The 17,039-nt window shown below is 70.1% G+C and carries 12 protein-coding genes; all 12 read left to right on the top strand.

From position 1 onward, the window contains the following. The first annotated feature begins 163 nt into the window (after window positions 1–163). The 12 genes from Mth01_RS27730 (at window position 164) to Mth01_RS27675 (ending at window position 16,968) form a co-directional block, all read left to right on the top strand. Window positions 164–328, top strand: coding sequence for a hypothetical protein (locus tag Mth01_RS27730; RefSeq protein ID WP_204018918.1), 165 nt, complete (start codon window positions 164–166; stop codon window positions 326–328). A 111-nt stretch (window positions 329–439) separates the two neighbouring features. Further along, window positions 440–700, top strand: a complete 261-nt coding sequence (locus tag Mth01_RS27725; RefSeq protein ID WP_204018917.1) for a hypothetical protein — start codon at window positions 440–442, stop codon at window positions 698–700. Window positions 701–851: 151 nt separating this feature from the next. Beyond that, window positions 852–2,654 (top strand): BTAD domain-containing putative transcriptional regulator, encoded by a 1,803-nt coding sequence (locus tag Mth01_RS27720; RefSeq protein ID WP_204018916.1) that lies wholly within the window; start codon window positions 852–854, stop codon window positions 2,652–2,654. 5 nt (window positions 2,655–2,659) lie between these two features. Then, window positions 2,660–4,861: a TOMM precursor leader peptide-binding protein gene (locus Mth01_RS27715; RefSeq protein WP_204018915.1), complete on the top strand. Its 2,202-nt coding sequence runs from the start codon at window positions 2,660–2,662 to the stop codon at window positions 4,859–4,861. Then, entirely contained in the window at window positions 4,848–6,770 is a 1,923-nt protein-coding gene (locus Mth01_RS27710; RefSeq protein ID WP_204018914.1) for a TOMM precursor leader peptide-binding protein, read from the top strand. Before Mth01_RS27715 ends, Mth01_RS27710 begins: the two co-directional genes overlap by 14 nt. A gap of 15 nt (window positions 6,771–6,785) precedes the next feature. After that, the gene (locus tag Mth01_RS27705; RefSeq protein WP_204018913.1) at window positions 6,786–8,360 is read left to right on the top strand and encodes a nitroreductase family protein; all 1,575 of its coding nucleotides are present in this window, start codon (window positions 6,786–6,788) and stop codon (window positions 8,358–8,360) included. Between the two features lie 4 nt (window positions 8,361–8,364). Then, window positions 8,365–11,100 (top strand): lantibiotic dehydratase, encoded by a 2,736-nt coding sequence (locus Mth01_RS27700; RefSeq protein ID WP_204018912.1) that lies wholly within the window; start codon window positions 8,365–8,367, stop codon window positions 11,098–11,100. Next, a complete protein-coding gene (locus Mth01_RS27695; RefSeq protein ID WP_204018911.1) occupies window positions 11,097–12,137 on the top strand; it encodes a lantibiotic dehydratase C-terminal domain-containing protein in 1,041 nt (346 codons plus the stop codon). Before Mth01_RS27700 ends, Mth01_RS27695 begins: the two co-directional genes overlap by 4 nt. Next, the gene (locus Mth01_RS27690; protein WP_204018910.1) at window positions 12,134–13,291 is read left to right on the top strand and encodes a metalloprotease; all 1,158 of its coding nucleotides are present in this window, start codon (window positions 12,134–12,136) and stop codon (window positions 13,289–13,291) included. Before Mth01_RS27695 ends, Mth01_RS27690 begins: the two co-directional genes overlap by 4 nt. A gap of 22 nt (window positions 13,292–13,313) precedes the next feature. Then, window positions 13,314–14,222 (top strand): ABC transporter ATP-binding protein, encoded by a 909-nt coding sequence (locus Mth01_RS27685; protein WP_204018909.1) that lies wholly within the window; start codon window positions 13,314–13,316, stop codon window positions 14,220–14,222. Window positions 14,223–14,245: 23 nt separating this feature from the next. Continuing rightward, the gene (locus Mth01_RS27680) at window positions 14,246–15,001 is read left to right on the top strand and encodes an ABC transporter permease (protein WP_204018908.1); all 756 of its coding nucleotides are present in this window, start codon (window positions 14,246–14,248) and stop codon (window positions 14,999–15,001) included. Further along, the gene (locus Mth01_RS27675) at window positions 14,998–16,968 is read left to right on the top strand and encodes a TOMM precursor leader peptide-binding protein (protein WP_204018907.1); all 1,971 of its coding nucleotides are present in this window, start codon (window positions 14,998–15,000) and stop codon (window positions 16,966–16,968) included. The genes Mth01_RS27680 and Mth01_RS27675 overlap by 4 nt, the downstream gene beginning before the upstream one ends. The last annotated feature ends 71 nt before the right edge of the window (window positions 16,969–17,039 follow it).

Raw genomic sequence — 17,039 nt, 5'->3', positions numbered from 1 at the left:
GGCACTGGCTTCCTGGCCTGCTTAGGTCACAACCGCTTGGTGCCATGGCCTAACTCTTCTCGGCCCGCGGCCAGGCTGCAATCCTCATCTCATCGCCTCACGACAGCGGCAAACAGGCAAGGCGAAAACAGAGGAACTTCGGAAGCAGCCTAAGGAGAAGACAATGAGCATCCACCGCTTCGTTCGAAACCTTTCCGCGATTTCTCTCCTCGCCACTCTCGCCGTGATCGGAATCGGCTCCGCCGCCGCGTACGCCTCGGCTCCGCCGTCTGTTGTGAAAGTCGTCCATGCCTCCTCGGGCCACTGGGACAGCACCTCCTGGGACTGACACTCTCGTTAGGAAGGTGTAGAACTTGCCACCCCGGCGAGCAACATGTACGTAATCACGGCTCGGCTTCTACCGCCTGGACCGGGGCACACCGCACCCGACTCCGGCCGGATGAGCGAGATCCTCTCCATCGGGGACGGCCGCTCCGGAAAAGACACCCCGCTGAGGCATGTTTATTCGCGTGGCGACGACGCGGGTATCTCCCTGGTGCTCTACATCCACTCGGAAAACCTTTTCCAGGCAGAGGCGAGCGCCCGCGAACTACTAGAGCGGGCGATAGACACCAGCGAATCTCTGACCGGCTGGACGATCGCTCACTGTGCGGCCGACCTGATATCGCAAGCCATGGATCGGATCATCGGATCTCTCTAGCGCCTGGTGGACGATCCAGCGCCTGGTGGACGACAGAGAGTTCCGACCTCTCCGAACGAATCATCTGGACAGATGCCATGACCACCCCAACGATTCCCGTCCCCAATACGAGCTCCAGCGAATCCCCGGCCCCCTGCGTGAGGGAGAGAAGATGACGCGGTTTCAGCTCCTCGGACCGCTGAGCATCGTGGCCGGATCGGACTCCGTCGTGCTCCCGCCGTCCAAACCGACCATCCTGCTGGCCACGCTTCTGCTGCACGCCAACGGCGTGGTCTCCGCCGACTACCTGCAGGAGGCCATCTGGGGGGAAGAACAGCCGGCCACCGCCAAGGCCGCGTTGCAGACCTGCGTGATGCGACTGCGTCAGTTGTTCGCCCGGCACGGAGTGACCCAGACGCCCATTGAGGCGGTGCCCGGCGGCTACCGGATCACCGCGGGGGCCCGCTCCCTCGATCTGATCGGCTTCCGCGAGCAGGTGCGCCGCGCCGCCGCGGCCGCGGAGCCGGAGATCGAGCTGTACATGCTCAAGGACGCGCTGTCCCTGTGGCAGGGCCCGCTGCTGGCGAACGTCCCCTCCGACATCCTGCGCCGGGACGAGGTGCCCCGGCTGACGGAGGAGCGGCTGCGGACGGTCGAGCGCGTCTGCGATCTGGAGCTGATGCTGGGACGGTGCGGAGACGTACTGGTCGAGCTGTGGAGCGTGACCCGCACGCATCCCGGCCATGAGCGGTTCCACGAGCAGCTGATCGAGGCACTGTACCGGACCGGTCGGCAGAGCGAGGCGCTGGCGGAGTACCGGCGGGTCAAGACGTATCTGCTCGACGAGCTCGGGGTGGACCCGTCGCCGTCGCTACAGCACCTGGAGCGCGCCATCCTGCGGGGAGAACGTCTCGGACCACCGGACGTCGGACACCCGGGCACCGGACACCCGGATGTCCGACCCCCGGGCGTCGAACATCGCGAAACCGTGCGAGCCGCCACGCCGCACCACGCCTCCCCGATGTTGCCGGTTCCGCTCGTGCCTTCCTTCACGGGCCGGTCGATCGAGATCGACGCCATGGTGGAGCGACTGAGCACACCATGCGACCACGCCGTGATCCTGGTGGTGTCCGGGGCGCCCGGCATCGGCAAGTCGGCGCTCGCACACCACGTCGCCCACCTGGTCCGCGACAGTTTCCCGGCCGGCCAGGTGCTGGTCCCGATGGGCCGTGCGGAGGGAATCCCGCGCACGGCCGCGGAAACGGCCGCCGACGTGGTGACGGCATTGCGGGACCGGCGGACGAGCGGCCGTCTGCTGCTCATCCTCGACGACGTGGCCGACGCCGAGCAGGTACGCCCGTTGCTCCCCGTCGGGCCGGAAGGCGCCGTCATCGTCACCAGCCGGATGGGGCTCGCGAGCCTGATCGCCACACATGGCGGATGGGTGCACCGGCTCTCGACCTTCGATGAAGAGGAGTCCCACCAACTGCTGCGTGCCCTGCTGGGCGCGCAGCGAGTGGAGCGCGAGCCCGAGGCCGCACGTGAACTGGCCGAACTGTGCGGCCACTTTCCGCTCGCCCTGCGCATCATCGCGGCCCGGCTGCTCACCCGGCCCGCCCTGCGGCTCGCCGAGGCGGTGCGCTGGCTGACCGACGATCCGCTCGCCCGGCTCTCGCTGACGGACTCACCCGCGATCTCGGTCGAGCGGGTGTTCGGCGGTGCGCTGGACCGGCTCGATCCACGCCTCGCCGACGCCTTCGCGGGACTCGGTTCGATCTCCGTCGACCTCCTCCACGCCCAGGACGCCGCCGCCGAACTGGAGTTGGGGGCGGTCGAGGCGGACGAAGTCCTGGAACTACTGGCCGACGCCGGATTTCTGGAGGACGGGCCGCCCGGCCCGTACCGAATGCACCGCCTCATGCACATGTACGCGCGAAAGATCGCCAAAAGAACTCGATCGACACAGAAGGTGTGACGCACATGACTGACACGGCTACGACATTCGATGAACTCCGCGACACCCGGCCGCGGATCCGGCGGGATGTCCTGTTCACCGAGACCCCCGGAGGCGTGCTCTTCCACAACGCCGACGGCGGCTTCCACCTGACGGGCCGGGCGGCCTACCGCTTCGCCGCGCTCATGGTCCCCCACCTGACCGGAGAGCACTCGCTGGCCGAGATCTGCACCGGGTTCGGCCCGGCCCAGCAGGCGATGGCCGCCGAGTTGGTCGGCAGCCTGTACGACCGGGGATTCGCCCGCCACGCGCCCGAAACCTCCGCAGAAGGACCCTCGCTGGGCGACGAGGTCGCCCGCCGGTTCGTCGCGCAGATCGCTTACATCGATCACTACGCCGACAACGCGCCCGAGCGCTTCCGGCGTTTCCGGGAGACCGCGGTCGCCGTGCTGGGAGGCGACCAGGTCGCCCGGTGGTGCGCGCTGAGCCTGATCCGCAACGGCTGCGGCCGGATCGGCGTGTCCGGCGACTTCCCGGAGATCGCCGCCGAGGCCGCCGCCCAGGAGCAGGAGGGCTGCCCCGTACAGATCGACACGGTACGGATCAACCGGGTCGAGGCCGGAGTGGACTGGGAGACGCTGGCCGAGTACGACATCGTGGTCGTCGCCGGCGCCGGGGCGGAGGCCCGGACCCACCGGCTCCTCTCCGCCGGGGTGCCCGACGGGAAGACCCTCATTCCCGTCTGGACCTTCGGCGAGTACTCCGTCACGGGTCCCCTCACCACCGCTGAGGCCCCCTGCTGCTGGTCCTGCGCGGTGCTGCGGCTCGGAGGCAACGTCGAGGCCACGGCGGCGGCCGAACTGTGGAGCGAGGTCGCGGCGGGTACGGCCGGCGCCCCCTCGCTGCTGGATGACGGCCCGCTGTCCGGGCCGGTCGCGGCCATGTCCGGCAACCTGATCGGTTACGAGATCTTCCGCATCGCGACGGGGGCGCTCCCCGCCGAGACCGACGGCCAGGTGCTCATCCAGAACCTGCAGTCGCTGGACGTCGTCGCCGAACCGGTCCAGCCGCACCCGCGGTGTCGCCGCTGCGCCGCCCTGTCCACGGCGAACGGACAGGGGCAGCCGGTGCCCGTCTCCCTCGCGCTGCCGGTCACTCCGACCGTGGAAACCGCCCGTGACGCGGAGGCCCTGGTGGAGAACCTCAACGAGGTCAGCGCCGCGCTGGTCCGCCCGTATACCGGGATCTTCAGGAGCTACGAGGACGAGGAGATCACCCAGATCCCGTTGAAGATCAGCCAGGTCGAGGTGGCGCTCCGCCCCGGTGTGCGCAGGAAGATCGCCGCCTTCGATGTGCACCATCTGGCGGGGGCGCGGATGCGGGCGCTGTACGCCGCGGCCGAGACGTACGTGGAACACGTGGTCCCGCTGCGGGCCGAGACCGGCGCGGCCGGCCCCGGCGAGGCGGTGCTCGGCCCCGCCGCGCTGACCACCGGCGGCGTCGAGACGACCGTCACCGCCTGGGTCACCGCGACCTCGCTGATCACCAAGGAGCCGTTCCGAGTGCCGGCGGCCGCGGTGCGCCCGTTCGGGAAGTACAACCGCGACCGGCTGCACCAGGCGACGAGCGCCGGGTCCGGGGCCGGCGCCGACCCGCAGGAGGCGGCGGGAAGGGGCCTGCTGTCCGCCCTCGCGCACGACGCGCTCATGCGGGCGCTCGGCGGTCGTACCGAGGTGCGCCCCCTGGCCGTCGGCGGTGACGATCCGGAGCTGGTCTTCCTGGTCAGGTCGGCGGGCAACCTCGGCATCGAGACCGAACTGGTGGATCTCGGCGAACAGCGGCGCTCCTCAGCCCACGTCGTCCTGGCCCGCGAGGCGACGGCCGACGGCACCGGACGCTGGGCCCTCGGCGCCGGACTGTCTCAGGCCGAGGCGGCCTGCTCCGCGCTGCGCGATCTGCTGGGGCAGGTGCAGCTCGCCGCCGAGTGCGGTGCCGTCGACATGGGCGACCCGCTGGTGACGGACCTCGCCGCCGGGACGATCGCGATCACCGGTCCCGAACCGGCCGCCGGGGCGGAGACCACCACCTTCGATGCCGTTCTCGACCGGCTGCGCGAGGCCGGGCGGGACGCACTGTACGTCGCGACGACCCCGGCAGACCTTCCCGCGGGCGGGATCAGCACGGCCCGGGTCCTGCTCACCGTGGACGGCGCCGATGTCCGCCGCTGACAGCACCGCCATCCTGCTCCGGCGTGAGCTCGACGCCCACGGCGCCGGCGTCGCGCTCGACATCGACTCGCTGGGCATCCGTGACGCGTTCGCCGGCGTGGCACCCAGCGGAGGACAGGACGGCGGACATGACGACGCCGTGCCCGTACGGTTCTATGGCAGGCACGCGATCGTCGGCCCCTTCCCCGGCGAGACCCGGGGCGGACGCCCCTGCGCCCGATGCCTGGAACGGCGCTGGCAGGCCGTGCGATCCGTCGCGCTGCGCGATGCGCTCGAGCTCGGGTCCGGCACCCGGGCGGCGGGCGAGTCACCGCACGTCACCCCGTTCGGCGCAGCGGCCCTCTCCTCGTTGATCGCCGCTCGGCTCGGCGGCGTCGGGCCCGCGACCGGAGCCTTCCCCGCCGTGCACCTGGTGGATCTGCGGTCGCTGACCATCCGCCGCTATCCGCTGGTGCCCGACCCCGAATGCCCGCGCTGCGGCAGCCCGGCGCAGGACAGCGCCGAGGCCGCCGTCCTCGATCTGCGGCCCGCTCCCAAGCACCGGCCCGGCGGCTTCCGGGTCCGCGATATCGGCGCCTACGACCTGCCCGTCGAGGCCTACGCCAACCCGGTGTGCGGCTCACTGGGACAGGCCGTCGTCCAGGACATCACCTCGCTGTCCACCTCGGCCACCGTGGGCTGCTTCTCGATGCGCTCGGGCGAATATCTGCGCGAGACGTTCTGGGGCGGCCACGCCGACACCTTCGCGCAGAGTGTCCGAATCGGCGTGCTGGAGGGCCTGGAGCGGTACGCGGGCATGCGCTCACGTGCCAAGCAGGCCGAGGTGCGGGATTCCTTGAACGGCCTGCTCGGGCAGGGCGTTCGCGCCCTCGATCCGCACAGGTGCGGGCTGTACTCGCCGGAGTTCCACCGCGCCAACCCGCGGGTCACGCCGTTCTCCCCGGATCGGGAGATTCCCTGGGTGTGGGGCTACTCCCTGCGCGACCACGCACCGATTCTGGTCCCCGAGGTGCTGACCTACTACCACGCTCCGGGGCTGGAGAACCGGTTCGTCCAGGAGTCCTCCAACGGCTGCGCCTCCGGCGGAAGCCTGGAGGAGGCCAGCTACTTCGGGCTCATGGAGGTCGTCGAGCGGGACGCCTTCCTGATCTCCTGGTACGGGCGGGCCGCGCTGCCCGAGATCGACCCGCGCACCAGCACCCGCCGGTCGACCCGCGAGATGGTCGACCGGTTGGAGATGTACGGCTACGAGGCCCGGTTCTTCGACACCCGGATCTCCTTCCCCATCCCCGTCGTCACCGGCGTCGCGGTGCGGCCCGACGGCGGCCTGGGCCGGATGTGCTTCGGCGCGGGCGCCGGCCTCGATCCCGAAGCCGCGCTGGCCGGAGCCCTCTGCGAGATCGCCACCGACGCCGTCAACCTTCAGGAGCGTACGGAACGCGACGAACAGCGGCTGCGCGCCATGGCCCACGACTTCGACAAGGTCGCCGCCCTGCACGATCACCCGTTGGCGTACGGCATTCCGGAGATGGGGGACCACGCGCATTTCCTGATCGGCGAACCGGGCGCCCCCCGGCCGGCCCCGCGGTCCTTCGCCGACCTGTACGGTGACGGCTCCGTCCTGCCCGTCTCCGACGACCTGCGCGACGACCTGATGCGCTGCGTCGACACGGTGACGGCCGCCGGCTTCGACGTGATCGTCGTCGACCAGACCATGCCCGAGCAACGCGACCTGGGACTGACCACGGTCAGCGTCATCGTGCCGGGGTTGCTCCCGATCGACTTCGGCTGGACGCGGCAGCGCGCGCTGGGGATGCCGCGGCTGCGCACCGCGCTACGCGAGGCCGGGCTGCGCGACCGCGATCTGGTCCCCGCGGACCTCAACCCCGCACCCCACCCCTTCCCCTGACCTGAGGAGCTCACCATGGGATACGCCCATGACTACGCCGCTGCGATCATGCAGCGCGGCCGGGTCTACATGGAGCCCGTCGATTACGTGCCGAACTGGGCAGATGGGCCGCGCAAGACCAAGTTCTATCCCGGCGTGGACAGCATGCCGCTGCCCGACTGCCCCTACCCCGCCGACGCCACCCTGGAGAAGGGGCTGTACGGCGCCCCGGACGGGGATGGGCCGTTCGATCTCACCGCTCTGGCGGGCATGCTCCGCGACTCCTACGGGCTGACCGGCCGCCGGCTGGGCGTCCAGGCCAACACCGACCTGAGGGCCCTTCCCTTCTATCCGCTCGCCAACTGGTCGCGGGGCACCGCATCCGGCGGCGGCCTCTATCCCGTGCAGATCTACTGGGTGTCCGGGCCGACAGGACCCGTACCGCCGGGAATCCACTACTACGCCACCCGCCGGCACGCCATGCAGCGGTTGCTGACCGGCGACGTCACCGGCGAGGTCCGCGCGGCGCTGGGCGAGGGCGCGCCCGGCCCGGCCACCGATCAGTATCTGGTGCTCGGCGTCAAGTACTGGCAGAACGCCTTCAAGTACAACAGCTTCTCCTTCCACGCGGTGAGCATGGACGTGGGCACCGCCCTGCAGAGCTGGCGGATGTGGGCACGGGCCCGTGGTCTGACCATCGAACCCGCCCTCTGGTTCGACGAGGAGCGCCTCGCCCGGCTGCTGGGCGTGCGCACCGAGGAGGAGGGCGTCTTCGCGGTCGTCCCGCTGCGCTGGACGGGCACGCCGCCCGCTCCCTCCGTCCCGGCCGCCGCCCGCGTCCGGCGTGCGGACGTCGAACGCTCCCGCACCGTGCTGACCTTCGACGCCGTGCGGAAGATGCAGGCGGCCACCGCCCAGAACGCGACGGCCCGTCCCGATGTGAACGCACTCGTCCCGGCCGCCGCGCCACCCGCCCGCCACGACCGGACCGAGGTCACCCTCCCCGCCGCCCGGCCGCTGGACACCGATGTGCGGCGGGCGCTGCGCCGCCGCCGCAGCAGCTTCGGCCGCTTCGAGGCGCAGCGCCCGCTGCGGGCCGACCAGCTGGCCGCCACCCTCGCGGCCGCCGTCGCCGGGGCGCGACTCGGCGGTGACACCGGTGACGTGCGGCTGGCGAAGCTGTACGCCTTCGTCAACCACGTGGAGGGGGTGGCCCCCGGCAGTTACGAATACGACCCCGAGACACGCCGCCTGCGGCTGGTCAAGGAGGGCGGCCCCGGAGCCTTCCTGCAGAAGAACTACTTCCTGTCCAACTACAACCTGGAGCAGGCCGGGGCGGTCCTGGTGCCCACCGTGCGCACCGGCGCCGTCCTGGACGCCGTCGGAGACCGCGGCTACCGGCTGGTCAACGCGACCATCGGAGCCGTCTCCCAGGCCGTCTACACCGCCGCCTCCGCGCTGGAGATCGGCTGCGGCGTGGCCCTGGGCTTCGACAACATCTCCTACATCGAGGAGCTCGGCCTCGAGGAAACGGGGGAGGCCCCCCTGCTGATCATGATGATCGGCAACGAGCGGCCCGCTCCCGCCGACTTCCGGTACGAGATCGCCTGAGCCGATGAGCACAGCGAAGGAGAAGGTCGCCATGCCGTTCATGCTTCGGGCAGCCGGACTCCCCGTCGAGACCGTGCGCGAGTTGCGCTGCCCCGACAGCCGCCGATGGGCCGACGACGTCCTCGACCTGGCGGATACCTCGCACGCCACGGGCGAAACCGTCGCCGACCTGTTGCACGCCCTCATCGGCGAGAACGACGATGAGAGCTGCCGGCGCACCCTGCTCAAACTGCGCCGGGAGGTGTTCAACAACCGGCTGCCCAAGGACGCGGAAACCGTCCTCGCCCTGGTGTCCGATCTCGATCCGGCGGCGGGCCGGGCCCTCGCCGACTGGCTGACCGCCCGCCGGCTGCTGGCCGACCGCCAGGCCGAGGGCGCCGGACTGCTCGCCGCGGAGACCGGCCGCAGCCGGCTGGCTCTGTGCCGCCTGGCGGGCGAGCAGCGACTGCGCGGCGGGCTGCCGCTGGCCTCGCCGTCCTTGGACGCGCAGGTGGACGCGTACGCGCGCCTGACCGCTGCCGACCCGGAAGCGCGACCGGACAAGAAACGGCGCAAGATAGAGCGTTCGCTGCTGTCCTACCTGTACCGGACGGCATGCAAGACCAGCCCGTTCTCCACCTTCACCGGTGTCGCGCTGGGCGAGTTCACCGAGGACCCTGAGCTGCCGGAGCAGTCGGAGCAGTCGGAGCGGCCGGAGCGGCCGGGCCTGCGGACGGAACTCGCCGAAGAGTGGGACGGATACGCGCGCATCAACGTCGTCGCCCTCGGACGGCTGGCCGAAGCGGTGATCGCCGATCCCGCCCGCCGCGCCGATCTCCCCGTCGCCCTCGCCTCCGGCTGGGGACGGGACGCCGACCAGGTTCGGTATGTACGACGCTGGGTGACCGCGGGAGACGACGACACCGCCGTCACCTTCGACGCGATCAAGGATCGCCTGTTCTTCCTCCGGCGCAGCGGCACCCTGGAACGGCTGCTCGGCCTCTTCGAGCAGCGCGGGACTCTCCGCTACGGGGAGCTGACCTCCTGGCTCGTCGACGACCAGAACGCCGACGCCGAGGAGTGCGAGCAGTACCTGCAGACCTTGCTGGACCTCGGCATGGTGCAGGTTCCGTGCCTGCGTACCGAGGTGCACCACGAAGATCCGCTGCGTGCCTTCCAGGCGGCGCTGAGAGACATCGACCGGCCCTGGGCCGACGCCCTCGCCACGCGGCTGGACGCGCTCGCCTCCTGCGTCGACCGGTTCGTGAGCGCCGACCCGGCCGAGCGGCGCGGACTCCTGGAGGAACTGCGAACCGAGCTGCGGACCATCCAGGAAGAACTGCGCGCGGAACAGGGCAAGGTCCCGCAGACGGTGCTGTACGAGGACGCGGCCGCCCGAGGAACCGTTTCGCTGAGCGCCCGTGCCTGGGCCGAGCTGGCGGCGGAACCGCTGCGCGCCGTGGAGCGGCTCCTGCCCGCTTTCGACCTCACACTGCCCCAGAGGATCTTGTTCAAAGGGTTCTTCCTCGCCCGTTACGGGCGCGGTGGACACTGCGGCGACCTGCTCAAACTCGTCCACGACTTCCACGAGGACTTCTTCGACCAGTACATGTCGTTCACCGCCGGGCGTACCACCTTCGACGCCGAGGGGCGGTACGTGCCGGAGGAGAACTGGCTGGGGCTGCCCGAGTTGAAAGCTCTCGACACCGCGCGCCTGGCCTTCGTGGAACGGATGCGGGCGCTGTGGGACGCGGCGGGCGGACGGGACGAGATCGCCCTGGACGACGACTTCGTCGCCGACGTCGCCGGCGAGCTCGACTCCGTCACACCGCGCTTCGCGCCGATGAGCCATCATCTGCAGGTCGCGGACCGTGCCGGGGATCCGCTGATCGTCCTCAACCGGTCGTACGGCGGGCTGTCCTTCCCGTTCAGCCGCTTCACCCACTGTTTCGACGGTCTCGACGACCGGCTGCTCGAGCAGTCGACCGTGATCTGCCCGAAGGACGCCGTCTTCGCGGAGGTCACCGGCGGGCCGGTGACCACCAATCTGAACCTGCACGGCCGGCTGACCGAATACGAGATCGTCGGGCCGGGCGAAACGGGCACTCTGGCACCGGAGTTCCAGCTCCGTCTCGACGACCTGTTCATCGAGCACGACGAGCAGGAGGACCGCCTGGTGCTCTGCTCGGCCCGGCTCGGCCGCGAGGTCATCCCCGTCTATCTCGGCTATCTGGTGCCGCTGGCCCTGCCAGAACTGCCCCGCGCGCTGCTGCTGCTCTCCCCGACCTCGATGGCCCCGCTCAACGTCTGGGGCGGCATCCCCGAGGGGGAGCCGACAGCGGGAGTGACCGCCAGGCCGCGAGTGCGTCACGGCAGCATCGTGCTCAGCCGGCGCAGTTGGAGCGCCCCGGTCTCCGCACTGCCGATCCAGGCGCCGGGCGGCTCCGACGCGGACTGGTTCCTGGGCTGGCATCGCTTCCGCAGAACGCACCACCTGCCCGGTCAGGTCTTCGCGACCGTTTCGGACAGCGGCGCCCGCGGCGCGACCGGAGCCAAACCGCAGTACGTCGACTTCGACAGCCCGCTGTCGCTGGCGGCGTTCGAGGCGCTGATCAAGAGTGACCAGGCCCGGGTGGTCTTCCGGGAGATGCTGCCCGACGAGGACGGACTGCACGTGCGCTCCGAACGCGGCCACCACGTCGCCGAACTGGCCGTGGAAACACCTCCCACCCCCCTCACCCGGAAGGAGAACGCCTCATGACCACGGCCGTCGCGACCACCGCCCCCTGGCAGGCGACCCACATCTTCTACGCGGCCAACCCGCGACCCCTGCTCCTCGACTGCGTCCGCCCGCTGGTCGCGGAGCTGGAGGCGGACGGGCTGCTCGCCAACTACTTCTTCATCAACTACTGGCTGGAGGGGCCGCACGTCCGCCTGCGCGTCAAGCCCTCCTCCCCCGAGGCCGGCCCCGAGGTGCGCCGCCGCACCGAGCGGGCCATCGACGCCTTCCTGGCCGAGCGTCCCGCGTTGTACGAGGTGGACGCGGGTTTCCTCAACGACTTCTACAACAGCCTGTTCGAGATCGAGTTCCCCGGCAGCGAACGTGATCCCTATCTCGACGAGCAGGGCCGGATGAACCTGCGCGCCAACAACTCCCGCAGCGCCGAGCCGTACGAGCCCGAGTACGGCAAATACGGCGGCGTCGCGGGCATCGACCTGGCCGAGTGGCACTTCCGGCACTCGAGCGACCTGGTCATCGACGCCTTCCGTACGAAGAACCTGCACCTGCGCACGGTTCTGCTGGGCACCTCCGCGCAGCTGATGATGGTGATGGCGGCGACGTTCCTGCCCGACAGGGAAGAGCTGATCTCCTACCTCGACAGCTACTACGAGTTCTGGCATCGGGCCTTCCCCGGCACCGGTTTCATCGGCAGCACCGAATACGACCGTAACTACGCCCAGCTGGCGCCGGAGCTGGCCGCCCGGTTCACCCACATCCGAGCCGCGGTCGCCGCCGTCGCGGCCGGGGAGCCGGACCGGCTGCCCGCGTCTCTCGCCGACTGGGCCGTGCACTGCTCGCAGCTGCGAGACCGGGCGCGGACCCTGGCACTCGCCGGAGAGCTGGTGTTCCGATCCTGGGACGGCGAGCGAGACGAGCAGATCACCGATCCGTCCCTGGCCCTGCCGCGGCTGCTCTCCCCCTACATGCACATGACCAACAACCGGCTGCACGTCACCATCCGCGACGAGGCCTACCTCTCGCATGTGCTGGGCCGCTGCCTGCGGGAGCTGGGATGACCACCGCGGTCACGATGCCCCCCGCCTATCGTCCCGCCCTGCGCGAGGGAGTGCTGGTCAGCGAGGCACTGCTGCGCGACGCCACGATCGTGCATCTGATCAAGGACACCGGCAGCGGGGCGTCCTTCCGGGTCGGCGTCAGGGAACACTTCCTGATCTCCCGGATGGACGGCGAGCGCAGCCTGGCGGAGATCTCCGACGAATACGCCCTGGCCAGCGGGCACCCCCTCGCGGAAACCGCCTGGCAGCAGATCCTCTCGTTGCTGGGCAGCCGGGGGCTGCTGGCCGGAACCCCGGCCACGTCGTCTACGAGAGAGTCAGCTACGGCGGCGTCGTCCACGGCCGCGTCATCGACGGCCGCGGCGAGTCCGCAGCCCGCACGTTCGCCGCTGCGGGGGAGCATCCGCCTGGTCGCCGACGCCGACGCGGCGATCACACGGCTGCACCGGGCCATCGGGTTCCTGCTGGCTCCCGCCTGGCTGGCGCCGCTCCTCATCATGATTGCGATCATGGAGGTCGCCCTCGTCCCGCACGCCGGCGAACTCGTCGACGCCACATGGGAGCTGTTCCACCAGCCGGTGCTCCTCACCGGAGTGGCCTGCCTGCTGTGGCTGAGCACCGCCCTGCATGAACTCGCCCACGGCGTGGCCGCCCGCCACTACGGCGGGCACGTCGCCGAAATCGGATTACGCTGGCGGCTCCCCCTTGTGATCATGTATTGCACGGTCGACGACTACATGTACCTGGGGACCCGCCGCCAACGCATCGCCATCGCCGCCGCCGGAGCGACGATGAACCTGCTCTTCCTCCTGCCCTTCTTCGCCGTATGGGCGTTCGCCCCCGTCGACGCCGCCACCCGCGAGGCCCTGTCGGGCCTGCTGTTCCTCGGCAGCGTGCATGCCCTGACCATGCTGATCCCCCTCCCTCCCCTCGACGGCTACAAGATCGCCGGCCAGCTGCTGAGCGCCACGGATCTGGCCGCCTCCACCGGCGCCTACCTGAAACTCAGAGCGCGACGCGATGCGGCCGCGACCCGCTACCCTCGCCAAGCGAAGATCGCCTACACCGTCTACGGATGGAGCGCGCTGCTTGTCCTGGGCGCTCTCGCCGCGGCCCTCGCGGCGATCGTTCACCGTCTTCTGTCAGCGGCGTGACGCCGTACAGCCAAGGAGAACCATGTCATCCACCAATCCGGAAGAAGCCGTCGTCATCGACTCCGTACGTAAGCGGTACGGGTCGATCCAGGCGGTGGACGGGATCTCGCTCACCATTCACCGCGGGGAGTTCTTCGGCCTGCTGGGTCCCAACGGAGCGGGCAAGACCACCCTCATCGAGATCATCGAGGGGCAGCGGAAAGCGGACTCCGGCACGGTGTCGGTCCTGGGCTTCCGCCCGGGGCCGCGCAACGCGGACCTGCTTCCCCGGCTGGGGGTGCAGACCCAGGCCTCGGCCTTCTTCGTGCGGCTCACCGCACGTGAGCATCTGGAGACCGTCGCCGCGCTCTACCGGGCCGGCCGGGAGGCCGCACAGCGGGCCCTGGCCCTGGTCGGCCTGACCGAACAGGCGGACATCCGGGTCGAGGACCTCTCGGGCGGGCAGCGTCAACGCCTGGCCATCGCCGCCGCTCTGGTCCACGACCCAGAGCTGATCTTCCTGGACGAGCCGACCGCCGCCCTCGACCCGCAGGCCCGCCGTTCACTCTGGCAGGTGCTGCGCGATCTGAAGGGCGCGGGCCGCACCATCGTCTACACCACACACCACCTCGACGAGGCCGAGGCGCTCTGCGACCGGGTCGCCATCGTCATGAACGGTCAGATCCGCGCCCTGGGCAGCCCCGCCCGCCTGGTCGCCGAAGCCACCGCCACCACCCAGCTGCTGGTGCCCGCCGGTCGGCTGACGGCGGAGGCCGCCCGGGCCATCCCCGGCGTCCTGAAGGTGACGGAGGAGGCCGACGCCATCGTTCTGGAGACCTCGGACTCCGGTCCCGTCCTGGCCGCCATCGACCAGATCGCCGGACTCCACGGGGTGCGCACCCGCACCGCCAGCCTCGAAGACGTCTACCTCGACCTGACCAACACCCGCTGACCCCGCAGCAAAGGAAACCTCGCATGAGCGCCTACACCGCGTTGAGCCGGGCCGGATATTACGCCTACGTCCGCGACAAGACCACGCTCTTCTTCACCTTCGCCTTCCCTCTGCTCTTCCTCGTCGTCTTCGGTCTGATCTTCAGTGGCAAGTCCGTCCAGCAGAGCGGCAAGCCGTACATCGACTACATCGCTCCCGGGGTGCTCTCCTGGGGCGTGGCCAACGCCGCCGTCTTCGGCGTGGGTTTCGTGCTGATGCAGTGGCGTCGTGACGATCTGCTGCGGCTGATCAGGATGACCCCGGCACCGCTGACCTCCGTCCTGGGGTCGCGTTACGTGCTGGCCCTGGCCATCGGAGTGGTGCAGAGCGCGCTGTTCGTCGGCATCGCTCTGCTGCCCTTCTTCGGGCTGACGCTGGCCTCCACCTGGCCGCTCGCCCTGGCCGTGCTGGTGCTGGGCGTCACCGCGTTCCTCATGGTGGGTGTCATCGTCGGCTCGTTCGCCAGGACACCCGAGGCCGTGGCCGCCATCGCCAACTGCCTGATGATCCCGATGGCGTTCCTCTCCGGCTCGTTCTTCCCCCTGGACGCCATGCCCGCCTGGATGCAGAGTCTCGCCCACGCGCTGCCGCTGTACTACTTCAACGACGGGGTCTCCGCCGCCCTCACCGGGAGCGGGAGCGGCGCCGACATCCTCGTGGACTGCGGCGTCCTCGCGGCCTTCGCCGTCGTCTTCGGCGCGATCGCGCTGAAGACCTTCCGCTGGAGCGACAAGTCATGACGACCGCGACCATGACGACCATGACGACCGCGATGGGCTCGCCGCTGGACACCGCCCGCGCTCAGCTGCAACGGGAACTGGCCGTGCGCCATCGGGGAGCCGGCCTGCCCGAGCCCGTGGTGGTGCCGTTGGGTGCCGCCGACACCCTCGGATTCGGACAGGCCGACCCGTACGCCGCGCTCCGTCCCACCGCCACCGTTCACCTCACCTCGCGGGCCGTGCTCATCGGCCCGTGGGGTGGGACGCCGGAGGACACCGCCTGCGGACAGTGCCTGGGCATGCGATGGCAACGCCTGCGCAGCCGCTCCGAGCGCGAAGCGCTCGAGCTCGGATACGAACCGTACGGTGCGACCGCATGGCCGGTCCTCACCGGCTACATCGTGGACGCCGTGTGGGCCGCCTACTGTGCGACGTTCTCGGGCGATCGTCCCGCCCCCGCTTCCTCCTCCATCGCCGATCGCACGCTGCCCCAGGTCACCAGGGTCGATCTCGCCACCCTGGCGACGGCCACCTTCCCCCTGTTGCCCGACCCGCTGTGCCCCGTCTGCGTGCGCGAACTCCCCGACACGGCCGAATCCGCCCGCATGTCTCTCGGTTCCGTTCCCAAACCGGCCCCGGACAGCTACCGGCTGCGCTCTCTCCAGGCGTATCCGCTCCCGACCGCGGCGCTCGCCAACCCGGTGTGCGGAGCGCTCGGCTCGACCACCTGGATCAACCCCGCCTCCACCACCACCGCTCCGGTCAGCGGAGCTCATTTCGTCCGTGGCTACACGGGGCTGAACGACGTCACCTGGAGCGGACAGGCCAACAATTACGCCACCAGCCGGACCCTGGCCTACCTGGAGGGACTCGAACGGTACGCGGGCACCCATCGCAGACGCGGCACCGCACCCGTCATCGCCTCATACCGCGACCTGCTCGCGGATGGCCGGCCCGTGCTCAACCCCGCCGACTGCGGTTTCTACACCCCCCAGACATACGAGGAGGATCATCTCCTCAGCCCGTTCGACCCCGACCGGGAGATTCCCTGGGTCTGGGGTCACTCCCTGCGCGAGGACCGGCCGATTCTGGTCGCGGCCCGTCTCGCCCACTACGGCGCCGGGGTCGACGCCGACAACTTCGTCTTCGAATGCTCCAACGGGTGCGCGACCGGCTCCAGGCTGGAGGAGGCGATCCTCCACGGGCTTCTCGAACTCATCGAACGTGACGCCTTCCTCCTGGCCTGGTACGGGCGTGCGCGACTCACCGAGATCGACCTCACCACCTGCCAGAGCTCCGCCATCCACAGCATGATCGACAGGGCCGCTCTGCACGGTTACGACGTCCATGCCTTCGACACCCGCATGGACCTGGCCGTCCCCGTCGTCACCGCGCTGGCGGTACGCCGCGATGGCGGTCATGGCACCCTCTCCTTCAGCGCGGCCGCCGGATTCGACCCCGAGACCACCGTCGACGCCGCCCTCTCCGAAGTGCTCACCTATATCCCGCACCTGCCTTACCAGGTCGCCGAACGACACAGTGAGCTGGAGGAGATGGCACAGGATTACCGCAAGGTTCGCTACCTGAAGGATCATGCCCAGCTCTATGGGCTGCCGCGGATGGCCGAGCACGCCCGCGAATACCTGCAGCCGGCGGGGATTCGGTCGCTCAGCGAGACGTTCGGCGATTGGGAGCGGGTCCGGCCACGTACCGGAGATCTGCTGGACGATCTGAGGTCGCTCCGCGACGAGTTGACGGGGGCGGGCTTCGACGTCATCGCCGTCGATCAGACCACGCCCGAGCAGTACCGGACGGGTCTGTGCACGGTCACCACCATCGTGCCGGGGTTGCTGCCGATCGACTTCGGGTGGACCCGGCAGCGTGCGCTGCTGATGCCCAGGCTCCGGACTGCTCTGCGGGCCGCCGGCCGCCGTCTCGACGATCTGCCTGAGGAGGACGTCAAGCGGGTGCCCCATCCGTTCCCCTGATCTCGTGACCACTTCCACGCCTGCCGCCCGGTAACGGCGGCAGGCTTTTTTCGCAGGCCTTTCCGCGGTCC

Source organism: Sphaerimonospora thailandensis (genome assembly GCF_016863115.1).
In the GTDB taxonomy this organism is placed as follows: Bacteria; Actinomycetota; Actinomycetes; order Streptosporangiales; family Streptosporangiaceae; genus Sphaerimonospora; species Sphaerimonospora cavernae.
This window is presented reverse-complemented; position numbering and strand designations above follow the sequence as displayed.